The organism is Segetibacter aerophilus, from assembly GCF_007991655.1.
In the GTDB taxonomy this organism is placed as follows: domain Bacteria; phylum Bacteroidota; class Bacteroidia; order Chitinophagales; family Chitinophagaceae; genus Segetibacter; species Segetibacter aerophilus.
Map to the genome: position 1 here is coordinate 17,634 of NZ_BJYT01000033.1, position 21,891 is coordinate 39,524.

Genomic DNA, 21,891 nt, shown 5'->3' on the forward strand with positions numbered 1-21,891 from the left:
CTACTAAATTTTTTCTAAGTACTTTTTAGCCCTTAAATCATTTGGAGATATTTTAAGTACGGAAGCAAAAAAACATTTTGCCTTTTCATCATTTCCGTCAGCAAGTTCGAGTAAGCCCCTTTCGGTAATCACTTTTACATTATGTGGGTTTATTAAAAGTATTCTATCAAATTCTTTTTTTGCTTTTTCTATGTTCTGTTGTGAAAGATATACCAGTGCAAGATGATAACGGGATGCTTCATCATCGGGAGCAATTGCAAGCGCACGGAAGAATGCCTTTTCAGCAACTCCAAAATTTTGTCTCATTAACTCCATAATACCGAGTTGACTCCAGGCAAAAGCATTGTTGGCATCATGTTCAATAGCCCGGTGCAAGCACGCTACCGCCTCATTAGCTTTTTTCAAACCGGTTTTTACAAGCGCCAGCTGTATCCAGTATTTTACCTGGTCCGGTTTTAAGGCAAGTGCTTTTTCCCAACACTGTTCTGCAGCCTGGAAATCTTGTTGTAGCATGGCTACGGTCGCGAGACTCTCCCAGGCGAAAACGTTTTGGAGATTATGCTCGATCGCTTTGCTAATGCATGCTACTCCTTCTTCGCCCTTCCCTTCCTGCACGAGTATATTACCAAGGTTAAGCCAGGCGCTGGAACTCTCGGCGTTTATTTTCAACGATTTCCTCGCGGTCTTTTCTGCTTCGGAAAGTTTCCCTTTTTGCTGTAGTACGAAAGCAAGGTTATTGTACGCAGATGAATCCCTGGCATCAGCCTTAACTGCTTCCCTGAATTTTTTCTCTGCCGCGTCCAGGTCGCCGGTAAGGAACGTTTGCACACCGGCATTGTTGATCGTATCATTTAACTGCATAAGAAAAGTTTTAAGATTAACCGAATAATTGTTGGCCGATACCTTTCGCAAAATCACTTACGCTAATGTCCGGTGCTTCAAACTTTACATCGTCAAGTGATATTTCAAAAGGTTTATTTTCTTCATAATGTACGGGGAATTTTACGCCGAACTTCATAGCAGGACCCCATTCAAACGCATACAGATTCCACTTCCACTCTTTGCTGAATTCTGTCACCCAAAGATCAAGCACCGCCTCCACGTAGGCATTTACATCAAACTTGAATTTGGGTTGAACGGATAACGAAGCTTCTGCATCAAGCTTGAATCCAGTGGCAGGCGTCCAGTTCACGACAACACCTGCCTCTGCAGCGCCTTCTATACCCAGTGCACCACCGAGTTCGATGCCTCCTGATACACGTGCAATACCAACACTCAATCCAATACCTGCACGAACATAGACACGAAGACCTGCCTCGGCCGGTACCTTGAATTTTGCATTACCGGTGATGGACATACTTTCTTCCTCTGCCGGGTTGTATTTGACTTCTACCGCTGCATCCGTTAATTGACCGGGACCAATACTTGCATAGGCTTCTGCGCCGCCCCCAATTGTTGCAACAAGTCCGATACTCCTGCTCCCAACCGGAATAGCAAACAATGGAATCTCAATGGTAGGCGCTTTAAATATCTCTTTCTTGATCTCCTTCTTTTCGAAAATATTTACTGCTGCTGGAATGCCAATCTTGCCTACTACTTCGATATTTCCATCGGGCTTGAAAGTAACGCCGGCCGTGCCCTGCAGCCAATCCGTTATCTTCAAAGTCAATGACCCGCCCCCGAATACTTTGAGATCTTCACCTGGTCCTCCCGACGGTTTGCCGTCAGCGCCTACCGCCTGGTTAGTAACACCTACGGTAGCGGTACCCGCCAGCCTGCCTTTTGTATAACCAACAGTGCCGCTTACTGTAAATACGCCATCAACATAGCTTACGGTGAGGTCTGAATCAATACCGGGAATATTAGGTTTCGCATTGCCGGACATCGAAACTTTTGTTTCCTCACCGGCAGTTTCAACCTTTGCTGTTACCTTACCGCTTTTAATGAACTTGTGCTTGAAATTTGCTTCCCCCTCGATCAGCAACTGATCATTGCCGTAAGTAACGCTCATCTTACCGTCTTCAAGTCCGGGAATACCAAACTTCGCGGAACCGTCTGCCTTGAAAATTCTGTCAGCGTAATTCACATTGATCTCTGCGCTATCAATGCCCTTAATTTTTCCCTTTGGTATTTTGATATTGCCATTAACATCCCATTTATCCTCTCCTCCTTCCGTATGCTCGTAGCTGGCTTTTACATTTGCTTTCACACCACCAAACAGTTTCTCATCAAACTCAAAATTTCCCATGAGCTTGAACACACCGTTAGTATCGCCTGTAGCGCTGATCTCGCCCTTTCCAACCTTATTGATTTCAAAATTGATTTTGCCTGTTACACCAATTGCAGCGGTACCACCATTGGCAAAAACAATCAACGAGGCATCAGTTACTTTTAAGGGAGGTGGAATGCCTTTTATATTACCGGAGCTAAAGGTCCTGCTCAGTATTACATTCTTACCTTCAATAGAAAAATCGATGTAAAGGTCTTTGATGATTTCAACGGAAGGTTGTATTCTTCCTTTTGCCACTATACCTACATCCGGAAGCATCTCTGCTGAATCCAGTTCAATAGGGCTCATCCCTTTTACCTTAAGATTGCTGAGTACAGTTTCAAGATTTCCGCCACCCCGGGTCCTTCGCTTCATGAAACCACCAAAGTCAACCCCATCCATTGTATATATGTTGATCGAAATATTATCAAGGGGTTCGAAAATCTTGGGATTGGGGTTGAACTTGCCGGTAATCGTTCCTGCAACCGCCCCGCTTTTGGACAGATTTATATTTCCTTCAAAGCCGGGCATGCGCTTCAACGAATCATTACGTAACATCGCACCGCCTCCTTCCGAAGTATAAGCAATAGGATTATCTTCTTTGCCGGCAACCTGTTCTATTTCCCGGTCGGTCATTTTTTCGAAATTCTTCAGGTGCTGTCCCTTTTGGACCTGGTCGAATGACCAATATCCGTCAGCACCACTTCCCTTGCTGCTCTTTTCTGTTTTTCCTGTAAAAGATACTTTCTCAAATTTTATCTCGTAGTCCTTCATCGCATCATCAACGCTGAAGGCTTGATTTGTTTTGGTGATGAAATTTTGAACAGCCTTTTCAACATTGTTGCTGATCTGCGAGCCAGAACTGCGATTGCCTGAAAAATTAAGCAGCTCCATATTATCAATCGTGTTCTCACCACCAACTAATTGCAGCTCGAGGATGTGGTCTACATCGAATGCTGAAACTTCTCCGGATGCATTCCATAATGGCACCTTGCTGTTTTCTATCAACGTCTCCTCTTTACCGAATAACTTGATCCCCTTCCACTTCAAAAAATATACATCTGGTAAGGACGGCTTTTTACCTGCTTTAGTCTTTAAGCCATCAACAGCGGTCTTAACACCTGCAGCAATACCCGGATCTTTTTTCCAAATCTCTGTTTGTGCTTTGCCACCAGTGGCTGCCTTGCGGCTGTAATTTTTTTTGCGCGTAGCGCTGGTGCCAAACTTTCCTGTATTGCGCGATTTGAATTGCGGTACTTCGATGGACGGAATAACGATCTGGCTTCCGACGATCTTACCTGCATCTGTTGCTCCTCCACCATCCGACGGCGTAGGATTACGGTAAGCAATAGCCCGCAGTACCTGGTCTTTTTGTTGCACAACGTGGGTTAATTCATGCGCAATCAGCTCCCTGCCACGGTCACTTTCAGGATCGTATTTCCCTGTATTGAAAAATATATCGTTCCCAATAGCAAACGCCTGTGCATTTAGTGAAGCGCAAAGCTCTGCAGATTCTTTATCATCATGGATTTTTACTTCAGAGAAATCATATTTAAAGGATTGCTCCATGTCAGCCTTCAGCTGGTCATTCAGTGGGCGACCAGAACCTTTCTTGGCATTGATCTTTTCTTCAATGGCCTGCAATTTCGCCTCATCGTTTTCAGGATCGTCCTGTTGTTTGGTGTCTCCTTCTTTACCACCTTCCTTACGACCTAAAGCAGTGGCTAGCGGTTTCTCCTGCGGCTTTTGATGGATAACCGGAGCTGGTACGTCCTTGCGATGTAGAGATTTTGGTTTTGCACTTTTATCTTTTTCTTGGTCTACAGGCTTCTTATCCTTATTGTTTTCCTCCTTCTTCGCTACTTTATCTTGCTTATCATCGTCTTTTTTTGCAGCTTTCTTTTCTTCATTTTCATTTCCCTTTTTCTTCGCTTCCTGCTTCTTATCGTCTTTCTTTGCTAGTTTATCTTTTTTACCATCGTCTTGCTTGGCAACTTTTTTTTCTTCTTTCTGGCTACTCGCTTTCTTCGCTTCCTGCTTCTTATCGTCTTTCTTTGCTAGTTTATCTTTTTTACCATCGTCTTGCTTAGCAACTTTTTTTTCTTCTTTCTCGCTACTCGCTTTCTTCGCTTCCTGTTTCTTGTCGTCTTTCTTTGTTAGCTTATCCTGCTTATCGTCATCTTTTTTAGCAGCCTTCTTTTCCTCCTTCCGGCTTCCCATTTTCTGAACTTCCTTATTGTCCTTATCTTCCTTCGTCTTTAACCCTTCTTTTTTCGGCTCTACATTCGGTTCTGTCAAAGGTTCCTTCGCCGCATTGTCTTTTTTGTCATCTGCTGTTTTCGTATGAGCTCGCTTCTCCTTTTGTTCGTCCACTACCCTACTTGCAACGGTGTCCGCTTCTTTCTCCGCCGGGTCTGAGGCCTTGCTGACTGTGAGCTTCGCCTGCACTGGCAAAGCATCTGCCATACTGAACGGTGTTGCTTTACTGGCCAACGAAGAATTTGTTTTTCCAATGAAGCCCATAGCATTGCTTTTAGACAGTTATGAATTCAGATTATCACCGGACAGACTTGACTCCTTGGATAATTCTTTTTTGATGCCCATAATCACATTTTCACTGGTGATAATATTGTTTCCCTGCTTCAATGCCATCACTGAAGCGTACCGGACAACGTTCATGATATTCGCTCCTGTGAGTGAAAAGTTCTCAGACAACGCTTGCAGGTTAACGTCATTAGCGAAGGACGTACTCGGCGAAAAACTTTGTCGCCATAAACGCTGACGCTGTTCTTTGTCAGGTAGCGGGAAATGGGTAATGAGTTGAAACCGGCGGAGAAATGCCTTGTCGATATTGCCCTTAAGGTTGGTGGCAAGAATGGCAAGCCCCTCATATTCTTCCATCCTCATCAAGAGGTACGAGACTTCCTGGTTTGCAAATCGATCGTTGGCGTTTTGGATATTCGAACGTTTGCCGAATAGTGCATCGGCTTCGTCAAAAAATAAAATCCATTTTTTGTTTGCTGCTGCGTCAAATATCCTTGATAAATTCTTTTCCGTTTCGCCGATGTATTTCGAGATCACCATTGACAGGTCGATCCGATAAACCGGCAGATTGTTTTGCTTCCCGATCAACGCCGCAGCCAAAGACTTGCCAGTACCGGAGGGGCCATAAAAGAGACATTTGAAACCATCTGGGATTTTGTTGCCGAACCCCCATTTACCAAGTAATTTCTCTTTATGGTCCAACCATGTTCGTATTTCCTCCAATTGCTGCTCCGTCTCACTAGCCAGCACCATCTCATCATATTTGAAATTGGTGGTGAGGAGCCTGGCGGGAAAATTTGAATTGAATAAGGGTTGATACGTCGTTGCAGTAGTAAGCATATGCAACACATCTTTCGAAATAAGAATGACGCCACTAGTTTCCGGCTCATAAGCAGATATCTCCTGCAGCTTCAAGATGTTTTTTGTATAGAACTTATGTTGCGGAGAAAACAGCAGGCTGCATTCCAATCTTTTTTGAAGATCACTACCGGCAATGAGAAAGAAAACGGTTTCACCTGTTGGAATTAAACCGCCATGTGACGAACCCTTGATACCACCGATATCGGGGAGCTGCCTGTTATCTATCCCAAACTTTGCCAACGAACGCTCGACAAGGTGAGGGTCCACATAAGGTAACAAGGAGACCAGCAGGATCATCCGCTCTGTGTCGTTCAATTCGAAGGATCTGATAAACTGCTGATAAACGGAAACCGGTGAGTGAAATGCGGGCGCCGGCATTTTCGCAAATGGCATTTCTTTTTTCTTTTGAACAAAAGACGTAAGCCGGCTTTCCAGCACCGCAGTCAGCCAATGAAGATCTTTTTGAAGATGTGCGGCGTTATGTATCAGGTTCTTGTTTGCCATTGCGTATACAGGGGTTTTGACATCCATGGAAATTTAATTATACTGAAGCTCCATGGCAGGCTGTCGATGAGTATATCGTATCCTTTAGAATCCGTGTGCAACTGCCATCCCCCGTCGTCATTTATCAGCCTACCCTGCCGCTGCAGGAAAGTGGTTCGGAAACCATCGATGCTTGTATTTTTAAGTATGTTCCAATGATGAATAATTGTTTGAAGAAACTCTACGCCAGCTTCTTTTTCGTGTGGTGCTAATGATAGCCTAACATCGCATATTTCGAATGGATGAACCCCAGCGAATATTTTATTTAATAGTAACCCATATTCGTGAACCTTGTGTTCACCCCATATCAGCCAGTCAAGCCATAATATGATCTTATGTCTTGCTGATTCGTCCGCCGTCGCCTGACCCTTTACCCAGCCTAATTGATGAAAATATCTTTGTAGCAGTGCTGCATTTAATAATACCAAACCGCCGTTGTCGATGAAATACCGATTCTGGTCATAGTCCTCTGCATCAGCAAGACTGCTTTCATCATCATAACTTGCTTCACTTTTATTAGCTGGCAACTCCGGGGAACTGATGCTATCATTCCCGGCTTTTTCAAACTTCTGTCCGCGAGGCAATTCTTTTGCAATCACTAATCGCGATGCCTGTTCCAGTGCAGATCTATACAGCTCCCGCCGAGAAGGGGAAGTTTCTGCTGAGATGACAATCTCGATCTGTCCAACTATTGCTGCCAGCGTTTGTGCATCATATTTAATAAGAACAATTAATAATTGCTTAATGAATACCATATCATAATCCTTCCCTGTTTTGATGGACTCATGTAAGCTTGTCAGCATCGTGACTGCGAGCTCCGTTTCGGAGATTCTTATACGCGCTGCATTTAATTGATTTTTTATTGTTACGACTATCTCTTCCACCGCAACCGTTTGATCTCTGCCCACTATCTTTTCCCCAAGTAAACGAATAGTGGGAAAACTAAAAGCGGTTGCCAAGCGTTCAACAACATGCCGCCGGGACAGTTGTAACAGGATGGATCTTTTGAACGGCACTATTTCGTTTTCTAATATTTCCACCAGCAGCACCTCCATGTCGGGTTTCCCATAAATATTCCATGGTAGGGATCCGGTGACCAGGTAGTGGAGAAGTGTCTCAATTCCTGATCCGATATTTTCAGGCGCCAACGCGTGTTGCGGTTGTTCAGTAAACGCCTGCCGTTTTTCTACGCCATTTATATGCGCCAGCTTATCCGCAAGCACTTCTTCCAGTTGGTTCCTGATCAGTTCTTCAATACTACCAAAATTGTCAGCCTCTAAATGACCAAGATCCAGTTCGAGTTGATCGATCCGTATCTTCCACGGAACATAATCATATTGAGCGAACACTTGTGTTAACAACGATTCTGTTTTAATGCTGCTTATCTTATCGGTAAACTCATGGGCAGCTTCTTCAGTTGAGGCGTAAGCATCGAAGCATACTGTCTGAATGATATGATTATTATGCGGAGGCATGATTATCTGATAAAGTTTTTCAGTGCATTGAAATCAATCCCCTCCGCGAAGCTTCCGATATTGCCGAAAAGTTTTACATCCTCCAGTCCTTTGATGTCGATCAGAGGTGCTTTCTGCAGTTTCACTTCTGGGTTTGTTCGACTATTCACTTGCAGTACTGTTCGTTTGTACCCTTTTCTTTCAACTGTTATCACCTCGCCGGCTCTCAAGCCACTAATCTTATATTGACCTCTTTCATCAGTTACTGCTTCTTTTTCTGTGCTGGTTGTCAATTTCACGTCCCTCAAAGGCTGACCCTGGTCATCGGTGATAACACCTGTTAATGTATCAGTTCGTAGTTTATCTTTTTTATCAATAACGTTTACGTAGACCGAGTTTCTTGAGGAGGTACCGCCTGCTTCGAGTATAAACGGTATTTCTTCGACACCCGGCGTTTTCGCATTGATTACTTTTATGTACGACAAACCGCTCTTGTCTTTATATATGCCGAACTCGTTGCCGGTAGGCGTAGTGTATACTTTCACTCTTTCACCGCCGACGACTCTTGTCCTGAAGTCGCCTTCAAATTTCATTTCGGGTTTTGTTTTTTTCAGCGCTTCTTTGTCGTAAGGATAGAAAGGTTTCACCCTTCCTTCCACGGGTACATTGAATTCTTCCATTTTTGCTCCGGCGACCCTTCCGATTATCACCAGGAATATAATTCCCTCAACAATCTTTTCTTCGAAATCACCAGTCAGTTCATAAAACAATTTAAATATCCCGTCCTTGTTAGGATTCTCATTTATGAAGTATTCCATTACAAGCTTATCCGATTGCCATGTTACTTGCAGATCATTAAAAGGCGTTCCTTTTTCGTCCACAACCTTTACTTTGATATCGATCCTGGTGTCGCCCTTATAGAAGCCCATGTCATCCAGCTCGAGTACGTATTCTTTTTTTAAAGGATCAAAGAACGCTTTCTGCTTAATCAATGCTTTTTCCGTTTTATAGTTGTAGTCCACAACCATAATAATCGGTTTCTCGAGTGGGGATACCAGCGCCAGGTTCTTTCCATCGCAAGGCGCCGTTTTGCAATCGCACGAGCAACCCAATAGGTCAGGCATATTGAAATCCGCAACGACAGTATTGGTACCGGTGTCCGTTACCAGCAGAAAAGTTTCACCTCGCCTTACACCTGCGAGATGTTCCAGGCCGGTAGTTTTGCCAGCTAGCAATTTCAAACTACTGGTTTCGGTTTGCTTTAACAATGCAAGCCTGTACTGAAAGAAATACCAAATTTTATATATCGGTGCAAAGAAGATGAGGTTGAGAATAGTAAGTACTATATTAAATGCCTGCGTGGCATTTGTTGTATTGCTTTTCAAACCATTGGCATATAGCTCAAGAAAAGCTTCCCATATCAGTAGGTAGGCGATTTTAAATTTATCATAAGGGAACTTGTTAATACAACGAATTTCTTTCAGCAACTTAGCCATAGTGTCGATCCCCATCTTAAAATCCTGGAAGAACTTTTTCGTTTCGGGACTTCCTCCACTGCCGGTAAAAATCGGTTCTACAAAAGCCAGCCATCTTTGAATTTCCTTAAGATAACCAAGTACCCGATCGCGATAGTAATTGTATTCTTCATCAAGATCAGTGTACGAGCAATTTACTGTTTTAGTATCTGGTTGAATGGAGATAGCTGTGACAGAAAAAGGAAGATTATAAGTGGTGCGCAAGGTGTCGATGGCAGCTTTGACATTTATGGGATTGCTTCCAATATGTCCCTCGATCCTGTAAAAATCATTTTTGGAAGTATCTTCTTCCAACAACTGATCTTGCGAAAATGGAAGTTTATAACCTTTTATCCGGCTGATCTTATTGCGGCGCGTGGCATCATAGTTCCAGACACGTCTGATATTCTCTATTGCCGCCTGCAGGTAGAAGTAGGGAATAGCACGATCACCGAGCGACCGGTCGTAGTCTTTGCTTGGCGTCACCTTAATAATGATATCATTAGCAGCAGGTGCACTGAAATTTGCGATTATCCTTATCAATCGTTTGAACAGACTCTGCGTTTTCTCATACAGCATGAATTGACCATCCATTACTGGTGAGGGAACGAAATAGTGACGGTATTTAAAGTTGGTTTCATTGTATTTTACTTCATGATAACAGGATAGCGTATCGTTTGTAGTTGGCCGGCCAAGCATAACATGAAAAGGATGTATGAACTCGTTTCCGCCGCATTCACCAACTAAATCACTTACTGCCGCGTATAGTTCGTTATAAGCATCTACCACATCCCTCAGAAAGTCGTAGAGGTATTGCATATAGATATTATTCGCCGCATTGTTTCGAAACGCCTGCGACTGCGATTGAAGGAAGCTGCCTAGGTTTTGTCCTGCCAATGCCGGCACCTCGATTTTCATGCAATTGAATTGCGTATCGAATATCCACGGGAACTTTGCAACGAGGTTGTTGATGGTGGTGGACATGATGGCAAGTTCAGGATCGAGGCACGGTGCTTTAAAGAGGTCTACAAGCTGCGCCTGTGTACTCACATTCATGAGATTCGCTGCCTTGAAAAGATTTTTAAGATAGAGGTAGTCGGTCTCAAACAGTAAACTTTGCTTTGCCTTTGCTGACCGGCCCGGTTCAGTAAAAAATGGTTGCGTATCAGGAGCATTAAGTATGTCATCGATCACCGCAATGGGAACCAATAACGGACGCGGCGTGTATTGGTAGATTTTCCCCTTATCATCACAACTCTCATCAAGACATTTTGCGATATTCAGCGCCTCAATATCATATAACAGTATCAACACCCGGTTGGTCTTGTTCGCATCAGTAAGGATGGCTTTTGTAGGACTTGTTTCAGAATCAAATACATCTTTGGTGATCAATTCGTAGATAGCAGGATTACCAGCGCCGACCACCGTCTTAAATGGTTCAAAATCCTTCAGGCGGGTAAAATTTCTGCGGTGGGTGTAAGGGATCAACACACCTGCTGTGTCTACCGGTTGTTTGAAAACGATCAGGTAGCCCGCAGACGTGACAGCACATCCATCATCAATCAATACTTCAGCATTGCCTGCTGCAATTGGCTTCCAACTGAAGGTTAGTGCACATACAATACCACTTCCGATCAACTTGTTCCGGGTATAGCGTTCCTGCTGGTAGAGATAGGATGCGAGTTCATTCAGGTGATTATACGTCAATACCTGGTTGGCCTGGAAAAAAGGCATGGTGTTAATCGGGTCCATCAGTTTGAGTGCCATTTCTACTTCAATTAAAAGGTTCCTAATATAGTTTGACTCAAGATCACAGGGTTGTCGGTGGAAGGATTATCGCAATCATGCAAATGACCCACGGGATAAACATTCGTCATTGTGTTCATCGTCTTGATAAGGTCTCTCAGCTTTATTCTCAGCACATTCATATTGGGCTTGTAATTTTTATTCTCGGCAAACCATTCGGTGTATGCTTTTTCAAAGCGATGCATATCATACATGCTTACCCAACAGAATTTCGGAAGTATATGAGCCGGTGTTTCGCGGTGAATGGTGTCTTCAGCAAATGCACGAAAATCCATATTGCGGAATCGCTGTGTCCAGTATGGAAGGATCACGCTGATGCGGAAGCTATAATAATCTGTTACGGGGCAGTCACAGTCGGGATTAAGATCAGCACACAAGGGGAAGAAACCTTCGGCAAGGTCAGCAGCCGTGATATGTTGCATTGTTGGCAATGCACGAAGCAATAAGTGATCAATTACTTTCATGCCTTCATCAACAAATATTTTTTTCACCGACTTGATTGCCTCCTGTGCCAATAATGGGGTTGCATAGACCGGTGTAGACACCGCATAAGGAGTAACCGCCCCCATACTTTCTTTTACTTCGATCCGATGACCGCCGCCAAAAGGTTTCACTTCGAAATAAACATTTTCCGTATCCGGATTGTCTTCATCAATCATCAATTCCACGATCTTTTCCATGGCAGCGAACGCTAACTTGTCAGTAGCATACAGGTTCACCGAAACTAGCTGGTGAGCGCCGTCGTATTGTACCACGAACTGGAACTGCAAACCGGACGGCAACACAAAAAACTTATTCAACGCCAGGTTGGAGTTATCGTGGATATTCATTCCAAGCATTAACGACGTTCGTTTATGCAACCCTGTTGGATTAGATGGATGCGGCATCTTATACGTATCGTATTCGAGCACATCATCAGCGGTTAAAGTCGCTGGAGGAATGGGTGCGATTGCACATTCGCCGGTAGGACAACATTTATAATACTGTCCTTTACCCCGGTTATAACTTAGTATGTGGTATTGTTGTAAGAAATTGAATTTATCATTGGCAATCTCTTCTGCTGTCTTCTTGCTGTTACTTTCCAGCATATTGCCGGTAAATTTGTACATCATGGCGGCGTAATCGCTAAAGCTTTCAGCAAAGCGTGCGAGCAGGTGATCCAGAAAGCGGTTTCTTCTGTCCAGCTTATCATCTTCAGGCTCTGTGAGTTCTTCCAGCGTTGTGCGGTAAGCATTCTTCTTACCGTTGGCAAATGCTTTCCACTGTACAGCGTATGCATCGGTATCATCAATGTCAACTGTCGTTAGCAAGCTAGGGGTTGCAAAGTCTTTTATCAGGGCAGCAGTACCATAGAAATTCAAATTTTCTGAATCTGGCATCTGCGGTGCAGGTGGAGGTGCATTGGAATAAAAATTGTCATCTTCAGTTAAATCCGGTATTGGTGTATCATAAACCGGTTGAGAAAAATAAGTTTTATTGTTGCTGTTACCGGTGGCATAGAGATTCTTTATTTCATCCAGCTGCGATAAATAGTTGGCAAGTATCTGGTCAAAAAATAAAAGATAACCCTTGAGCTGTTTAATCTTCGTTTTGCGAATGATGTCTGCATCAGAAGGGATACCATCACGGTTAACGCCATACACAAAAGGAAATTCATTTTGTACTGAATAGTACTCGTCAAGTTTATAATTCTGACCGATGGGTGGGAGTATGTCGTTAATGATGGCGAGATCTGGATTTATTCTGGGCTTGGATAAGCTTGCTTTTAGATCGTTATAAATACGGTTTGCTACCTGTTTGTCTGCAATGATGGGCATGTTGCCTTTGTAAAAAGTAATCTTCGAGCGAAGGCGGTCCAGATTGAGGTGGAATTCGCTAATCGGCAGCGTGACGCTGTTGATCTTATCCTGGTTCAATACCAGTTTCCAAAACTCACCTTCAGTAAGTGGAATACCATTGTAGTAATTGGTGATCTGGAGGTATTTGATCGTCTTTACTCCAGGGATGCTCATAATAATATTGTAAAGATCGGATACATGAATCTCTGAAAAAAGTGAACGCTTTCGCAGGTCTTCATCCAGTATAAATCCGTGCCTGAGTAGCGGCCCCTCGAATATGATCTCTGAAGGATATCCTTTTTGAAGCAGTTCCTTCAATAGATAAAAGCGAACCGGAGGCGAGAAGAAAACATCAATAGCGAAATATACCTGTCCCAGTATTTCTTCGAGGTCAACCGCATTGTCAGTTTCTATATTAGCGCAAACGGCAATTTCCTGCGAAGGCACAATACCAATTTTGATCACATCTTCGCAGAGGTTGCGGATGTGTTCGTACATGCAATAGACTTCATCAATGATTGAGGATACCTTCTTCACTTTGGCACTGAATACCGAAAGGATCTTTGCGATTACATCGGCCTTCACAACCGGGTTAGCCGATGAAAGGTGAGCCCACATCGCCGTTTTTAGCGTAGATATAAGATCGCCGGTATGAACGGGTTGCACGTGAAACGCCACTTTAGGTATGCTGATCTGCTGCAGCCCCGGGTTCAGCACCAGGTCGAAGGTGTTTTTTGAAAAGTCGACACCAGAGACTGTGTAGTTCATTATACTACCTCCAGCGATTTTTTCTATACCCGTATTAACGCCTTGTTTGCCGGGATAGACTTTTCCCATGTTCAATGGAAAAATAAAACGAACCAATGCCCTACGCACACCAGTAATCGGGTCTCTCATTTCCCAGTCAACACTTAGTATGTTTAAGTCGCCAAGAACTGCGTCTTCTTCTAGGAGCAGGTTGAAATGATAAAGCCCGTTGATATTTCTTGGTTCAAAACCGACTTCAAATTCTGCATTCAGGTCTATACTTCCCGGTATCGGGTTGCATTTGATAAAATATGCGGGATTGACAAGAGGGCTTGAACATACGGTATCTGTATACGGAAGTATCCAGGCATTCTCAACTCCTTCCACGTCGATGCTCTTTTTTCGCAAGTCATCAAAGGTTACGGGATTGCAGGGCAATATCTCGCGGGCGGTGAAAAAATCTTTAACGGTATCGGTGGTTATTCTTGCCAGTATATCTTCCATCGGCATATCAGTGCGATAGGCAAGATCGGTGATTACATATTCAAGCAATTCCATCGTAGTGATACCCGGGTCATGCGTGTTGTAGTCTGTCCAGATATCCTTCGAGAACTGCTCGATATATTTCAGTCCCAGCAACCGAAGTGCTTCGTAATCCTGCGACAGCGGTTTGGGCTTGTTTTTTATTATCGTGTACTGTTCAGCCATATCATGCCTTTTGAATGCTATGTGTACCAGAGGATGTTAATACCGACCTCGATGTAGTTGCTACTGCCAGTGACGGCTCTGTTGTATTCAATACGGTGAGTCCGTCCTTATGTTCTATTTCCAGGTCTTCGAGATAGTCGATGTAATGAAGCTGCTCAATGAAATACACTACCTGTGAAGCATGCAATCTTCCGCCAAAATTGATCTTACCCGGATCACCAGTTATCCAGGGTGATAAAAAATTATTAAGATCATCAACCAATTGTGCTTCATAAAACATTTGATCAAGACATTCTTTAACGCGGACTTTACAGGTTACTTTTATCGTTTCGTATTTCGGATTTTCGACTGCCAGCTGAGCGAGGTGGCAATGCAATGGCTTCAAATATTTATTACAGCTACCGGAATTATCGTCGCCATGAATAAAATTTCCTATGTCGGTAAGCTTCGCTGTGCTAAATGTTGGCTGGAAAATATTTCCTGCCTGCAGGTTGGTGACAAACGGCACAGGTACCAGCATAACCTGCCCTGGAATATTCTCTTTGTATTTTTTCAAACTAGTCGTGCAGTCCACTTCATAGCCAGTATGATTCAGACATTTTACCATATACACTTCCTGGAATTCGCGGAGCACCAATCGTTCATAATCCCAGATGGTGATAGCACGATGCTTATGACGTAGCCGTTCGCTTACCTGCGTATAGAACTTACTTCCCGATTCAATCTTCTTCCCACCAAATGATGCATATGGCTGGTTGACTTTTTTAACAGCAGCATCGGACTCGTACAATTTAGAAATAGTATGAGCGGGTAGCGCTTTTGCAAGATGTTCCGGATCGTTGCCATGATCTTCAAAATTTGCTTTCACAGCATTGGTAAATAGAGCAAGCACTTTCGGCAAAGCATGAGAACTTATTTTAGGATACTTAGGAAAGTCCGGTTTAATAGCAGCGCTGATCCAGGTAAAACCTGGGGGTAATTCAGTGGTTGCTGTATTTACATCCGCAGGTATCTGGAATTTCACAATTCCAGACTTTAATAAATTTTTGGTCGAGTCGCCGACCAGTAGCATATCAAAGTTCTTCCAGCCTGAAGTAGATAAATAATTCCAGATAATTGTGGGTGGGTCAACAGATATATCTTCGGTGCCCTCGTTCATCTGCAGCAGCAATGAAATTTGCTGGTTGATGACTGCATGGCTGACTCCGATCAGCAAGGCCGATTCTACCGGTTCATAAGCTAATGTTCCATCAACCTGTTTTTTTTCCGTCTCAAATGCCGGTAACAGCAACGCGTTGGTATGGGTAGGTCTTATTCCGAATGGTAAAAGATGTATGAACGCTCCCTGTTCAGGCTTATAACTAACATCCAGTTTAATGTCTTGTGTGGCAACATACTTTAACTTGATGCTTTCCAGCAATGGTGTGTACGGAGGATTAGGTAAGGTGTTATGGACATCTTTAGTAAGTGCGACTGTTTGCGCTGCAAATACCAATCCCCACTTAAAATGGCCAAATGCATCGGCGGGCGTTTTCAGCGTAAGACGGATGAATCCATCAGTAGTTCCTGTTTCAAATAATAGCGGAGCATTAGTATACGCTTCCGGGCGCTTCATTGGTTTCTTGATCGTGGTGATTGAACTATAGTTGAGCGTCTTCAGGTTGCTACCGGAAGCAACCAGTGCGCTATTGCCGGCGCCAAGAGTAGTCCATGTCTTGTTCCTGATAAATTCAACGAGAGCGGTAAAATCAGTTACTGCTCCTATCGGCAGGTACGTAGCATCCTTCATACCATCAGGAGCAGCGGTATCAGGAATCTTATACTTATAATGAGTAGTGAGATCAGGCAACCCCAGCCAGTTCAGTCTGAGTTCCAGCAGGGTAATCTCTTTATGCACCAGTTCATGATGACCAACCAAAAACGAAGCGCCCACTTTTGGCAAGGGCCCGAAAGCCTGCACCGGTTTTACCGGGTCGAGTGTTCCTATTTCATTTTGCAGCGAAAGTGCGGTAATATCTTCAACGGTTACAGTGATGTTAATCTTGCTGATCTCTATATCCTTTAATTTTTCGTAAGCCGCGGCGGTAGCCTGGTTCAAAACAAACTTTACTACCGGGAAGATGGTGTTGAGATTGCCATCACAAACCAGGGGATCATATCCCACTACGGGTTTGAACTGGGCCAACAACACCAGGCGAATGGTAAAGGAGAGATCAGTTAAGAGAGGCGGTGTAAACGATAGTTCACTATTGTAATCGGTCACCACCCCATCATTGATGATCAGTTCTTCCCATTGTTTTTCGCCGGAACAAAAGAAGCTGAACAGGTAGAGTATATCCGTCACCGTTAGGGCATTCATTTTTGCGATGCCTGTCGGCTCGGCAAAAAAGGTGAATTCAAGAACCCGTCTTCCTTCTGTTAGATGCAACACGGGTGAAGCAATAAAAAATCCTATGGCCGCAGCATTCAGTTCATTACCAAATCCTTTCCAGGAGGTATCTGACCCCGTAAATGCAGCACCTTTGCCATCAACAGAGTTAGCAATAGGAGATGCAGTAACTTTCTCAATTGTTCCGCTGATACCGGACGGTTTTATGAAAATGGTTTTCAGTTGTTCAACCTTCGCCTCGTTTATGACGATCTCGTCCTCTGTATGATAAAGCAATAATTTTCCGGTACCATCCTTACCCGCATTCAATTCAGTCGCAGCTTTAATAAGATGGCTCCCGATATTTTTTGCGGGGTCAAATACGATGTGTGCCGTATCGGGAACAGCGGGCGCAGGATGTATTTGTAAAACACGGCTGTAATAATATTCAAGATGTTTGCGCGTGAATTCGTTCATGTCGGTGCGAAGTATGCCAAACAGCTTGATGAATGCAAGCATCAATCCATGATGAGCGTAGTGCGCTGAACTTCGCTCCAAACTATTTTCCAATAACTCGGTGGCCTTCGCAATTATTCTTACATAGGCTTCAAAAGCTCTTTTGAAAACCTGCTTTAGCTGTACTGTAGAGTAATCGATGCGGTCAAATTCGTCGATTAAACCTGCCGTATTGAAGAAGCTAAGCGCGAGCCCGGGAGTAAGTTTAAGAACAGCAACATAATCGGTCCATGAATCGGCCAGTGGTGCAAGGCTCTTATCTATCCATAACTTGTGGAAGCCGCTTTGAATGAGGTCGTCGGCAAATTTGAATTTATATTCATCATCAGTGGATACGGTTGAAACCTGCAGGTTCAGGGACGGGATGGCCGCTGCATCATTCAGGTAAGCACCTGCAACGATTCCAAAATCAGTTACCAATCCGTTGCCGATTTCCGTAGCTATTTCATTGCGCAACGGCATATAAACAGGTAGTGCTGTGTAGAAGGCTTCTATTTCCTTATACACCGAAAAGATAATGTCCCACAAAACCCGGTATGCCAGGTTTCGTTTAGCAGTAGTACTACCCGCTTCATAGAGATTGACGTACCGGTAGAAAGTGATGTTGGGCAATGAATAAGGAGTGACCGATATTCCCGCGTAGTTAAATGCTTCGTCAGAAAGTATGAGGGCCTGCCAGTTTCCCTCAATAGCATAATCTTTTTGATCGGGTCCTTTAAGCGCATAAAAATTGATCAGCTCCGCATATTTCGTAATAAACACAAGCAGGTTAGCAACGGTACGTTCATCGGGTAATACATAAGAAGGATCGAGCGCTTGGTATAAGCGCTGATCCTGCCGGGTGCCGGGAATCAGGAGATCATTTTTCTTAAAGCAACCGTCGCTCATATATTTGTTCCTTCTTTCAAATAATAAGGATACACATAGTTGGCTCTCGAATTGGTCGCATCTATTCTGAAATCGATTTTGATCCACATAATCCCTTCCAGGTTTTGGAAGTCCACACCAACTTTTTCAAGTGTTATCCTTGGTTCAAAATAGATGATCGCATCTTCTACCAGTTTCTTGATATAGGCTTCCATTGCAGTGTTCGCAGGATCAAAAACATAATCTTTGAGATTACATCCATACTCAGGTCGCATTACCCGTTCGCCGAGTGTAGTAGAAAAAAGAATATGGAGGCTGCCAAAAATGTCTTCCACTCCCGTTGTCATTGCGGTATTACCCGTGGCTTTGTCAAACGCAGGTGGAAAACTCCAGCCGGTACCTATAAATTGAAGATTGTCATTCATCGTTTAAGCATTTTATTCGCGATGTTCTTTCATCTGACCTGTCCAGTTGTTTCGCTCTTTTTCATTAATGTTTCAGTTAATCATTACCGTTGAACATCCAACCACCGCACTTGCGCCACAGGCACAAACATCCCCGACACGTATAGCTGGCTTGCCTCCGATCAGCACTGTCGTACTTCCCATTGTAAAAGGACTTGTTGTGGGTTGGTGACCCACGGGTGGCAAAGCGCATACATGCATGTCGCCTGCAACTGCCGCCGGCATACCGCCGATCATTACGGTTGCCATACCCGGCCCACTGATGATGCCTCCGTGATTAGTCGTATCTGTTACCCTTGCTGCTGCCGGCATGTAATACTATTTAGTTGATCATAACTGATGATCCCTTTACTGTTGTTGAGCCACTGGATGAAATTTCGGCGGAGCTGCTTCCCTTTACTTTCGCAGTAGTACTGCCGCTTGCTTCCAGTTCTTTACCACTGATGCCTATCTTGCCAGAAGCAGCATCAAGCGTCAGGTCCTTAATACTTTTTATAGTGATACCATCTTTACTCATCGTGATCTCATTGCCATGTTGATCCTTTAACGCTATCTGTTTTCCGTCTTCATCCAGTTTTATACTGTTGCCCGCAGGCGTTGAGATCTCGATCGTTTTTTTCTCATCGTTGAACCAGATTGTCATTTTCTCTCTCGTTACAAATCCCTTTTCATGATTGGTATCCTTTGCCTGGATAACGGCCGGTTTAGCGGAGCTATTCAGCATACCCAATATCACAGCGTGGCGCGGATCATCGTTGATAAAACCGAGCACTACTTCATCACCTACTTCAGGTCTGAAAAAACTGCCGCGGCTATCACCGGCGTCCGGCAAAGCATGTCTTGCCCAAATGCCTTCTGCATCTTTATCTACCAAAGGCATCTTTACGAGTACACGATCCTCGCCTAACGGATCGTCCTCAAGTTGTGTAACCACGCCCGCCTGCAAACCATTCACACCCGGTAGCAAGCCTGCAGCTGGAAATGGATTCACATCGTGTTCTGTTATAAATAACTGTGATGATAATCCAAACTCAACATCCGTTAGCCAGTTGCCCTGGTTGATCTCATGCCGGACAGCGGAGATAAAAGTCTTTCCGTTGAATCGTTCGCCAGCACCCTGGAGGTTGGCGATTACACCGCATTTTAGTTTATCGCTACCCTGGCATTTAGCACGTCCTCTAACTTTAGAAAGACTATGTTTCATCATCTGCGCATCAGCCCATGCTCTCAGCTCTGTTTCAGTAAGAGGCGCAGCATTCTTATAATCTATAGCTGCATCGCCAGTTTTTGAAGCGAGGTCACTACTGCTTACATTTCCTTGTTGTTGGAACCCCGATGGTACCGTGCCCTCGGTTTCTACTGCTTCCTGTGTCGCGGGATCCCAGCCCATTGCTTTTACGGTATCAAACTGGTACCGCGCATCCATTTCAGCATCAAACTCCAGGAGGTTGTTTCCAAATTTCAATTCCATAACTGCGGTTGCGGCGAGATCGGGTTTGCTAAGTTTGAGTTTGCCATTGTCGGTGATCACCAGCATGCTGTTCGCTTCAGCACGACTGATCATGAAATCCCAGTCTGTGCAATTGAATTGCACCATTTCTTTATGCTCCACCTTCGTATCTGTGGCATCAGCGTTTATAGAGTAGCGTTGTAGAATGGATGAGAAAATATCACTGTCTTTCTGCTCGGTAAATATTTTGTTCTTCCTGGTCTTAGTTGCTTTCACAGCCGCATGCCTGCATTCTACAAGTAAGAAGGTTGACTTATTTTCTTTCAGCTTGACGGAATGTTTAATAACGATTCCTTTGAAAATTGTTTGGTTCTGGCCTTTGTAACCGGCAGCTATTTCTACAGCTGCTCCCGGCAAAAAATCCGGCTTATTGCTCAACGGAAAGTCTCCCTTTGACGCATCCCCATCCAGGAAAATAAATTTGGCATAAGAGAGTCGGTTCACAGCATGATATACCATCATCGATACCATGTTGTATTCGGCAGGTATTGCTGCTCCATTCACTTTAACCTCGAAGGATGGTGAGGCACTCGCAGCATTATTGTTTTGATCGTTTCCTGGCATGCATTATTCGTTATTCAGCGGTGGAAAATAAAGTTGCTCACCTGTTCTTAGTTTTCTGAAGTTGATAAGCCGGTTGGCTTTTGCTACATCCAGGTAGTATTGGTTGCTTTCATAAATGCGTTGCGACAAGAGCGGTAATTTCTCTTTGTCTTTTACAACGCGGAAATGGGTGATGTCTGGTGATTGCGCTTTATCTGCCAGAACTCTTTTCTCGTCATTCACAAAGCCAAGGAACTTCGCATTAATCCTCGCCCGCAGAGGCCGTCCATCGCTGCGAAACAGTGTAAACGAAACATCGGCGTCTTTCAATACACAATCAAATACCAGGTAACTCCATACCACGCGCAGGTAATTGTTCTTGTGCTTTGAACCGTCATACGAATAGGTATGTTTCAGAAATTCTTCTACTTTCTGATCAACAAATACATCATCTGTATTTTCTATGCCTGTACCATCAAGAAAAAATTCAAGACTGAGCTCCTGCTGTTTCATATTCGAAAACTTCGGGGCGGGTGGAGAAGTGCCGGCAGCACCCTTCTTATCGTATTCAATCTCGTATTTAAGATTGTACTTGCTGGGATTGAACATGGCAGTGAACGTCGCATCCTTCTTTTGCGTAAACTTTTCATCGTCATATGCCTCGATGTATAGTTTCACCAACTGCCCTGACTTTGCCTGTGCAGACATTAGCGTTCCTTTTTATCTTTTATAATTTCCATTACCTGTCCTACACATTCTTTAATGATTTCTTCCTTCGGCGCTGCTTCCTGGTCGTTAGCCGTTGAGTTGTTGCTACCACCCTGGTTGGGGTTGCCTACGCTCGCACGGATAATCAATTCGCGGATCTCTATGGGCATGATTAAACTTTTTTCTGTGTGTAATAATTGTAATTGAGTTCCAGTGTTTCGATAACGATAGCGTTGTCCTGGCCTTTGAAGTCGGAAGTTGCCCATTTCAGAGGCCAGCATTTGACAAACTCCCATGCTACTAAAGGATTATGATCTGGATTAAGCAGCGTTACTGTAATATCAACCGGTTGAAAATCGAAATGGTCAATAGCATCCCTTGCCCAATCGATTATCTTCGAATCGGGTTTCATGCCACGTTTTAAAACAAGATTGGGATATTTAGTGCCTTTGGGAAAACGATAGACAAACCGGTTCTCACCACCTTCCGTAAAATCTTCCGTCGTCATTTCTTTATTGAGACCGGAGACCTCCTGGAAATTGATTTCTGATTTCGCACGCTGATCACTAAACTTGAACTCCACCCTGAAATGAAAACTAACCGGCGGATAATCAAATTTGCTTTCTTCCAT

13 protein-coding genes are annotated in these 21,891 nt (G+C 43.9%); all 13 read right to left on the reverse strand.

Annotated elements, in window-relative coordinates:
- Positions 1 to 3 precede the first annotated feature (3 nt).
- Complete coding sequence (locus SAE01_RS22315; RefSeq protein WP_147206050.1) at positions 4 to 861, reverse strand: tetratricopeptide repeat protein; 858 nt, start codon at positions 859 to 861, stop codon at positions 4 to 6.
- Positions 862 to 877: 16 nt separating this feature from the next.
- Positions 878 to 4,792, reverse strand: coding sequence for an eCIS core domain-containing protein (locus SAE01_RS22320; protein WP_147206051.1), 3,915 nt, complete (start codon positions 4,790 to 4,792; stop codon positions 878 to 880).
- A gap of 18 nt (positions 4,793 to 4,810) precedes the next feature.
- Positions 4,811 to 6,178 carry an ATP-binding protein gene (locus SAE01_RS22325; protein ID WP_170234247.1) on the reverse strand — a complete coding sequence of 456 codons (1,368 nt, stop codon included), beginning with the start codon at positions 6,176 to 6,178 and terminating at the stop codon, positions 4,811 to 4,813.
- Positions 6,160 to 7,692, reverse strand: a complete 1,533-nt coding sequence (locus SAE01_RS22330; RefSeq protein ID WP_147206053.1) for a contractile injection system tape measure protein — start codon at positions 7,690 to 7,692, stop codon at positions 6,160 to 6,162. Before SAE01_RS22330 ends, SAE01_RS22325 begins: the two co-directional genes overlap by 19 nt.
- A 2-nt stretch (positions 7,693 to 7,694) precedes the next feature.
- Entirely contained in the window at positions 7,695 to 10,952 is a 3,258-nt protein-coding gene (locus SAE01_RS22335; protein WP_147206054.1) for a carboxypeptidase-like regulatory domain-containing protein, read from the reverse strand.
- An 11-nt stretch (positions 10,953 to 10,963) separates the two neighbouring features.
- Complete coding sequence (locus SAE01_RS22340) at positions 10,964 to 14,284, reverse strand: baseplate wedge protein (RefSeq protein WP_147206055.1); 3,321 nt, start codon at positions 14,282 to 14,284, stop codon at positions 10,964 to 10,966.
- Between the two features lies 1 nt (position 14,285).
- On the reverse strand, positions 14,286 to 18,056 hold the full coding sequence (locus tag SAE01_RS22345) for a baseplate J/gp47 family protein (RefSeq protein ID WP_147206056.1): 3,771 nt from the start codon (positions 18,054 to 18,056) through the stop codon (positions 14,286 to 14,288).
- Positions 18,053 to 18,460, reverse strand: coding sequence for a GPW/gp25 family protein (locus tag SAE01_RS22350; protein ID WP_147206057.1), 408 nt, complete (start codon positions 18,458 to 18,460; stop codon positions 18,053 to 18,055). The genes SAE01_RS22345 and SAE01_RS22350 overlap by 4 nt, the downstream gene beginning before the upstream one ends.
- Before the next feature lie 72 nt (positions 18,461 to 18,532).
- Positions 18,533 to 18,811: a PAAR domain-containing protein gene (locus SAE01_RS22355; protein ID WP_147206058.1), complete on the reverse strand. Its 279-nt coding sequence runs from the start codon at positions 18,809 to 18,811 to the stop codon at positions 18,533 to 18,535.
- A gap of 10 nt (positions 18,812 to 18,821) precedes the next feature.
- Positions 18,822 to 20,573: a type VI secretion system tip protein VgrG gene (gene vgrG / locus SAE01_RS22360; protein WP_147206059.1), complete on the reverse strand. Its 1,752-nt coding sequence runs from the start codon at positions 20,571 to 20,573 to the stop codon at positions 18,822 to 18,824.
- Between the two features lie 3 nt (positions 20,574 to 20,576).
- Complete coding sequence (locus SAE01_RS22365) at positions 20,577 to 21,260, reverse strand: CIS tube protein (protein ID WP_147206060.1); 684 nt, start codon at positions 21,258 to 21,260, stop codon at positions 20,577 to 20,579.
- Positions 21,260 to 21,430: a DUF5908 family protein gene (locus tag SAE01_RS24610; protein WP_170234248.1), complete on the reverse strand. Its 171-nt coding sequence runs from the start codon at positions 21,428 to 21,430 to the stop codon at positions 21,260 to 21,262. Before SAE01_RS24610 ends, SAE01_RS22365 begins: the two co-directional genes overlap by 1 nt.
- 2 nt (positions 21,431 to 21,432) lie before the next feature.
- Positions 21,433 to 21,891: a phage tail protein gene (locus SAE01_RS22370; RefSeq protein WP_147206061.1), complete on the reverse strand. Its 459-nt coding sequence runs from the start codon at positions 21,889 to 21,891 to the stop codon at positions 21,433 to 21,435.

What these genes read in the sequence shown, in the direction of transcription:
- vgrG (WP_147206059.1), bottom strand. Translation starts at nt 20,573, where the DNA reads ATGCCAGGAAACGATCAAAACAATAATGCTGCGAGTGCCTCACCATCC.
- SAE01_RS22335 (WP_147206054.1), bottom strand. Translation starts at nt 10,952, where the DNA reads ATGGCACTCAAACTGATGGACCCGATTAACACCATGCCTTTTTTCCAG.
- SAE01_RS22340 (WP_147206055.1), bottom strand. Translation starts at nt 14,284, where the DNA reads ATGGCTGAACAGTACACGATAATAAAAAACAAGCCCAAACCGCTGTCG.
- SAE01_RS24610 (WP_170234248.1), bottom strand. Translation starts at nt 21,430, where the DNA reads ATGCCCATAGAGATCCGCGAATTGATTATCCGTGCGAGCGTAGGCAAC.
- SAE01_RS22350 (WP_147206057.1), bottom strand. Translation starts at nt 18,460, where the DNA reads ATGAATGACAATCTTCAATTTATAGGTACCGGCTGGAGTTTTCCACCT.
- SAE01_RS22320 (WP_147206051.1), bottom strand. Translation starts at nt 4,792, where the DNA reads ATGGGCTTCATTGGAAAAACAAATTCTTCGTTGGCCAGTAAAGCAACA.
- SAE01_RS22325 (WP_170234247.1), bottom strand. Translation starts at nt 6,178, where the DNA reads ATGGCAAACAAGAACCTGATACATAACGCCGCACATCTTCAAAAAGAT.
- SAE01_RS22345 (WP_147206056.1), bottom strand. Translation starts at nt 18,056, where the DNA reads ATGAGCGACGGTTGCTTTAAGAAAAATGATCTCCTGATTCCCGGCACC.
- SAE01_RS22365 (WP_147206060.1), bottom strand. Translation starts at nt 21,260, where the DNA reads ATGTCTGCACAGGCAAAGTCAGGGCAGTTGGTGAAACTATACATCGAG.
- SAE01_RS22355 (WP_147206058.1), bottom strand. Translation starts at nt 18,811, where the DNA reads ATGCCGGCAGCAGCAAGGGTAACAGATACGACTAATCACGGAGGCATC.
- SAE01_RS22315 (WP_147206050.1), bottom strand. Translation starts at nt 861, where the DNA reads ATGCAGTTAAATGATACGATCAACAATGCCGGTGTGCAAACGTTCCTT.
- SAE01_RS22330 (WP_147206053.1), bottom strand. Translation starts at nt 7,692, where the DNA reads ATGCCTCCGCATAATAATCATATCATTCAGACAGTATGCTTCGATGCT.
- SAE01_RS22370 (WP_147206061.1), bottom strand. Translation starts at nt 21,891, where the DNA reads ATGGAAGAAAGCAAATTTGATTATCCGCCGGTTAGTTTTCATTTCAGG.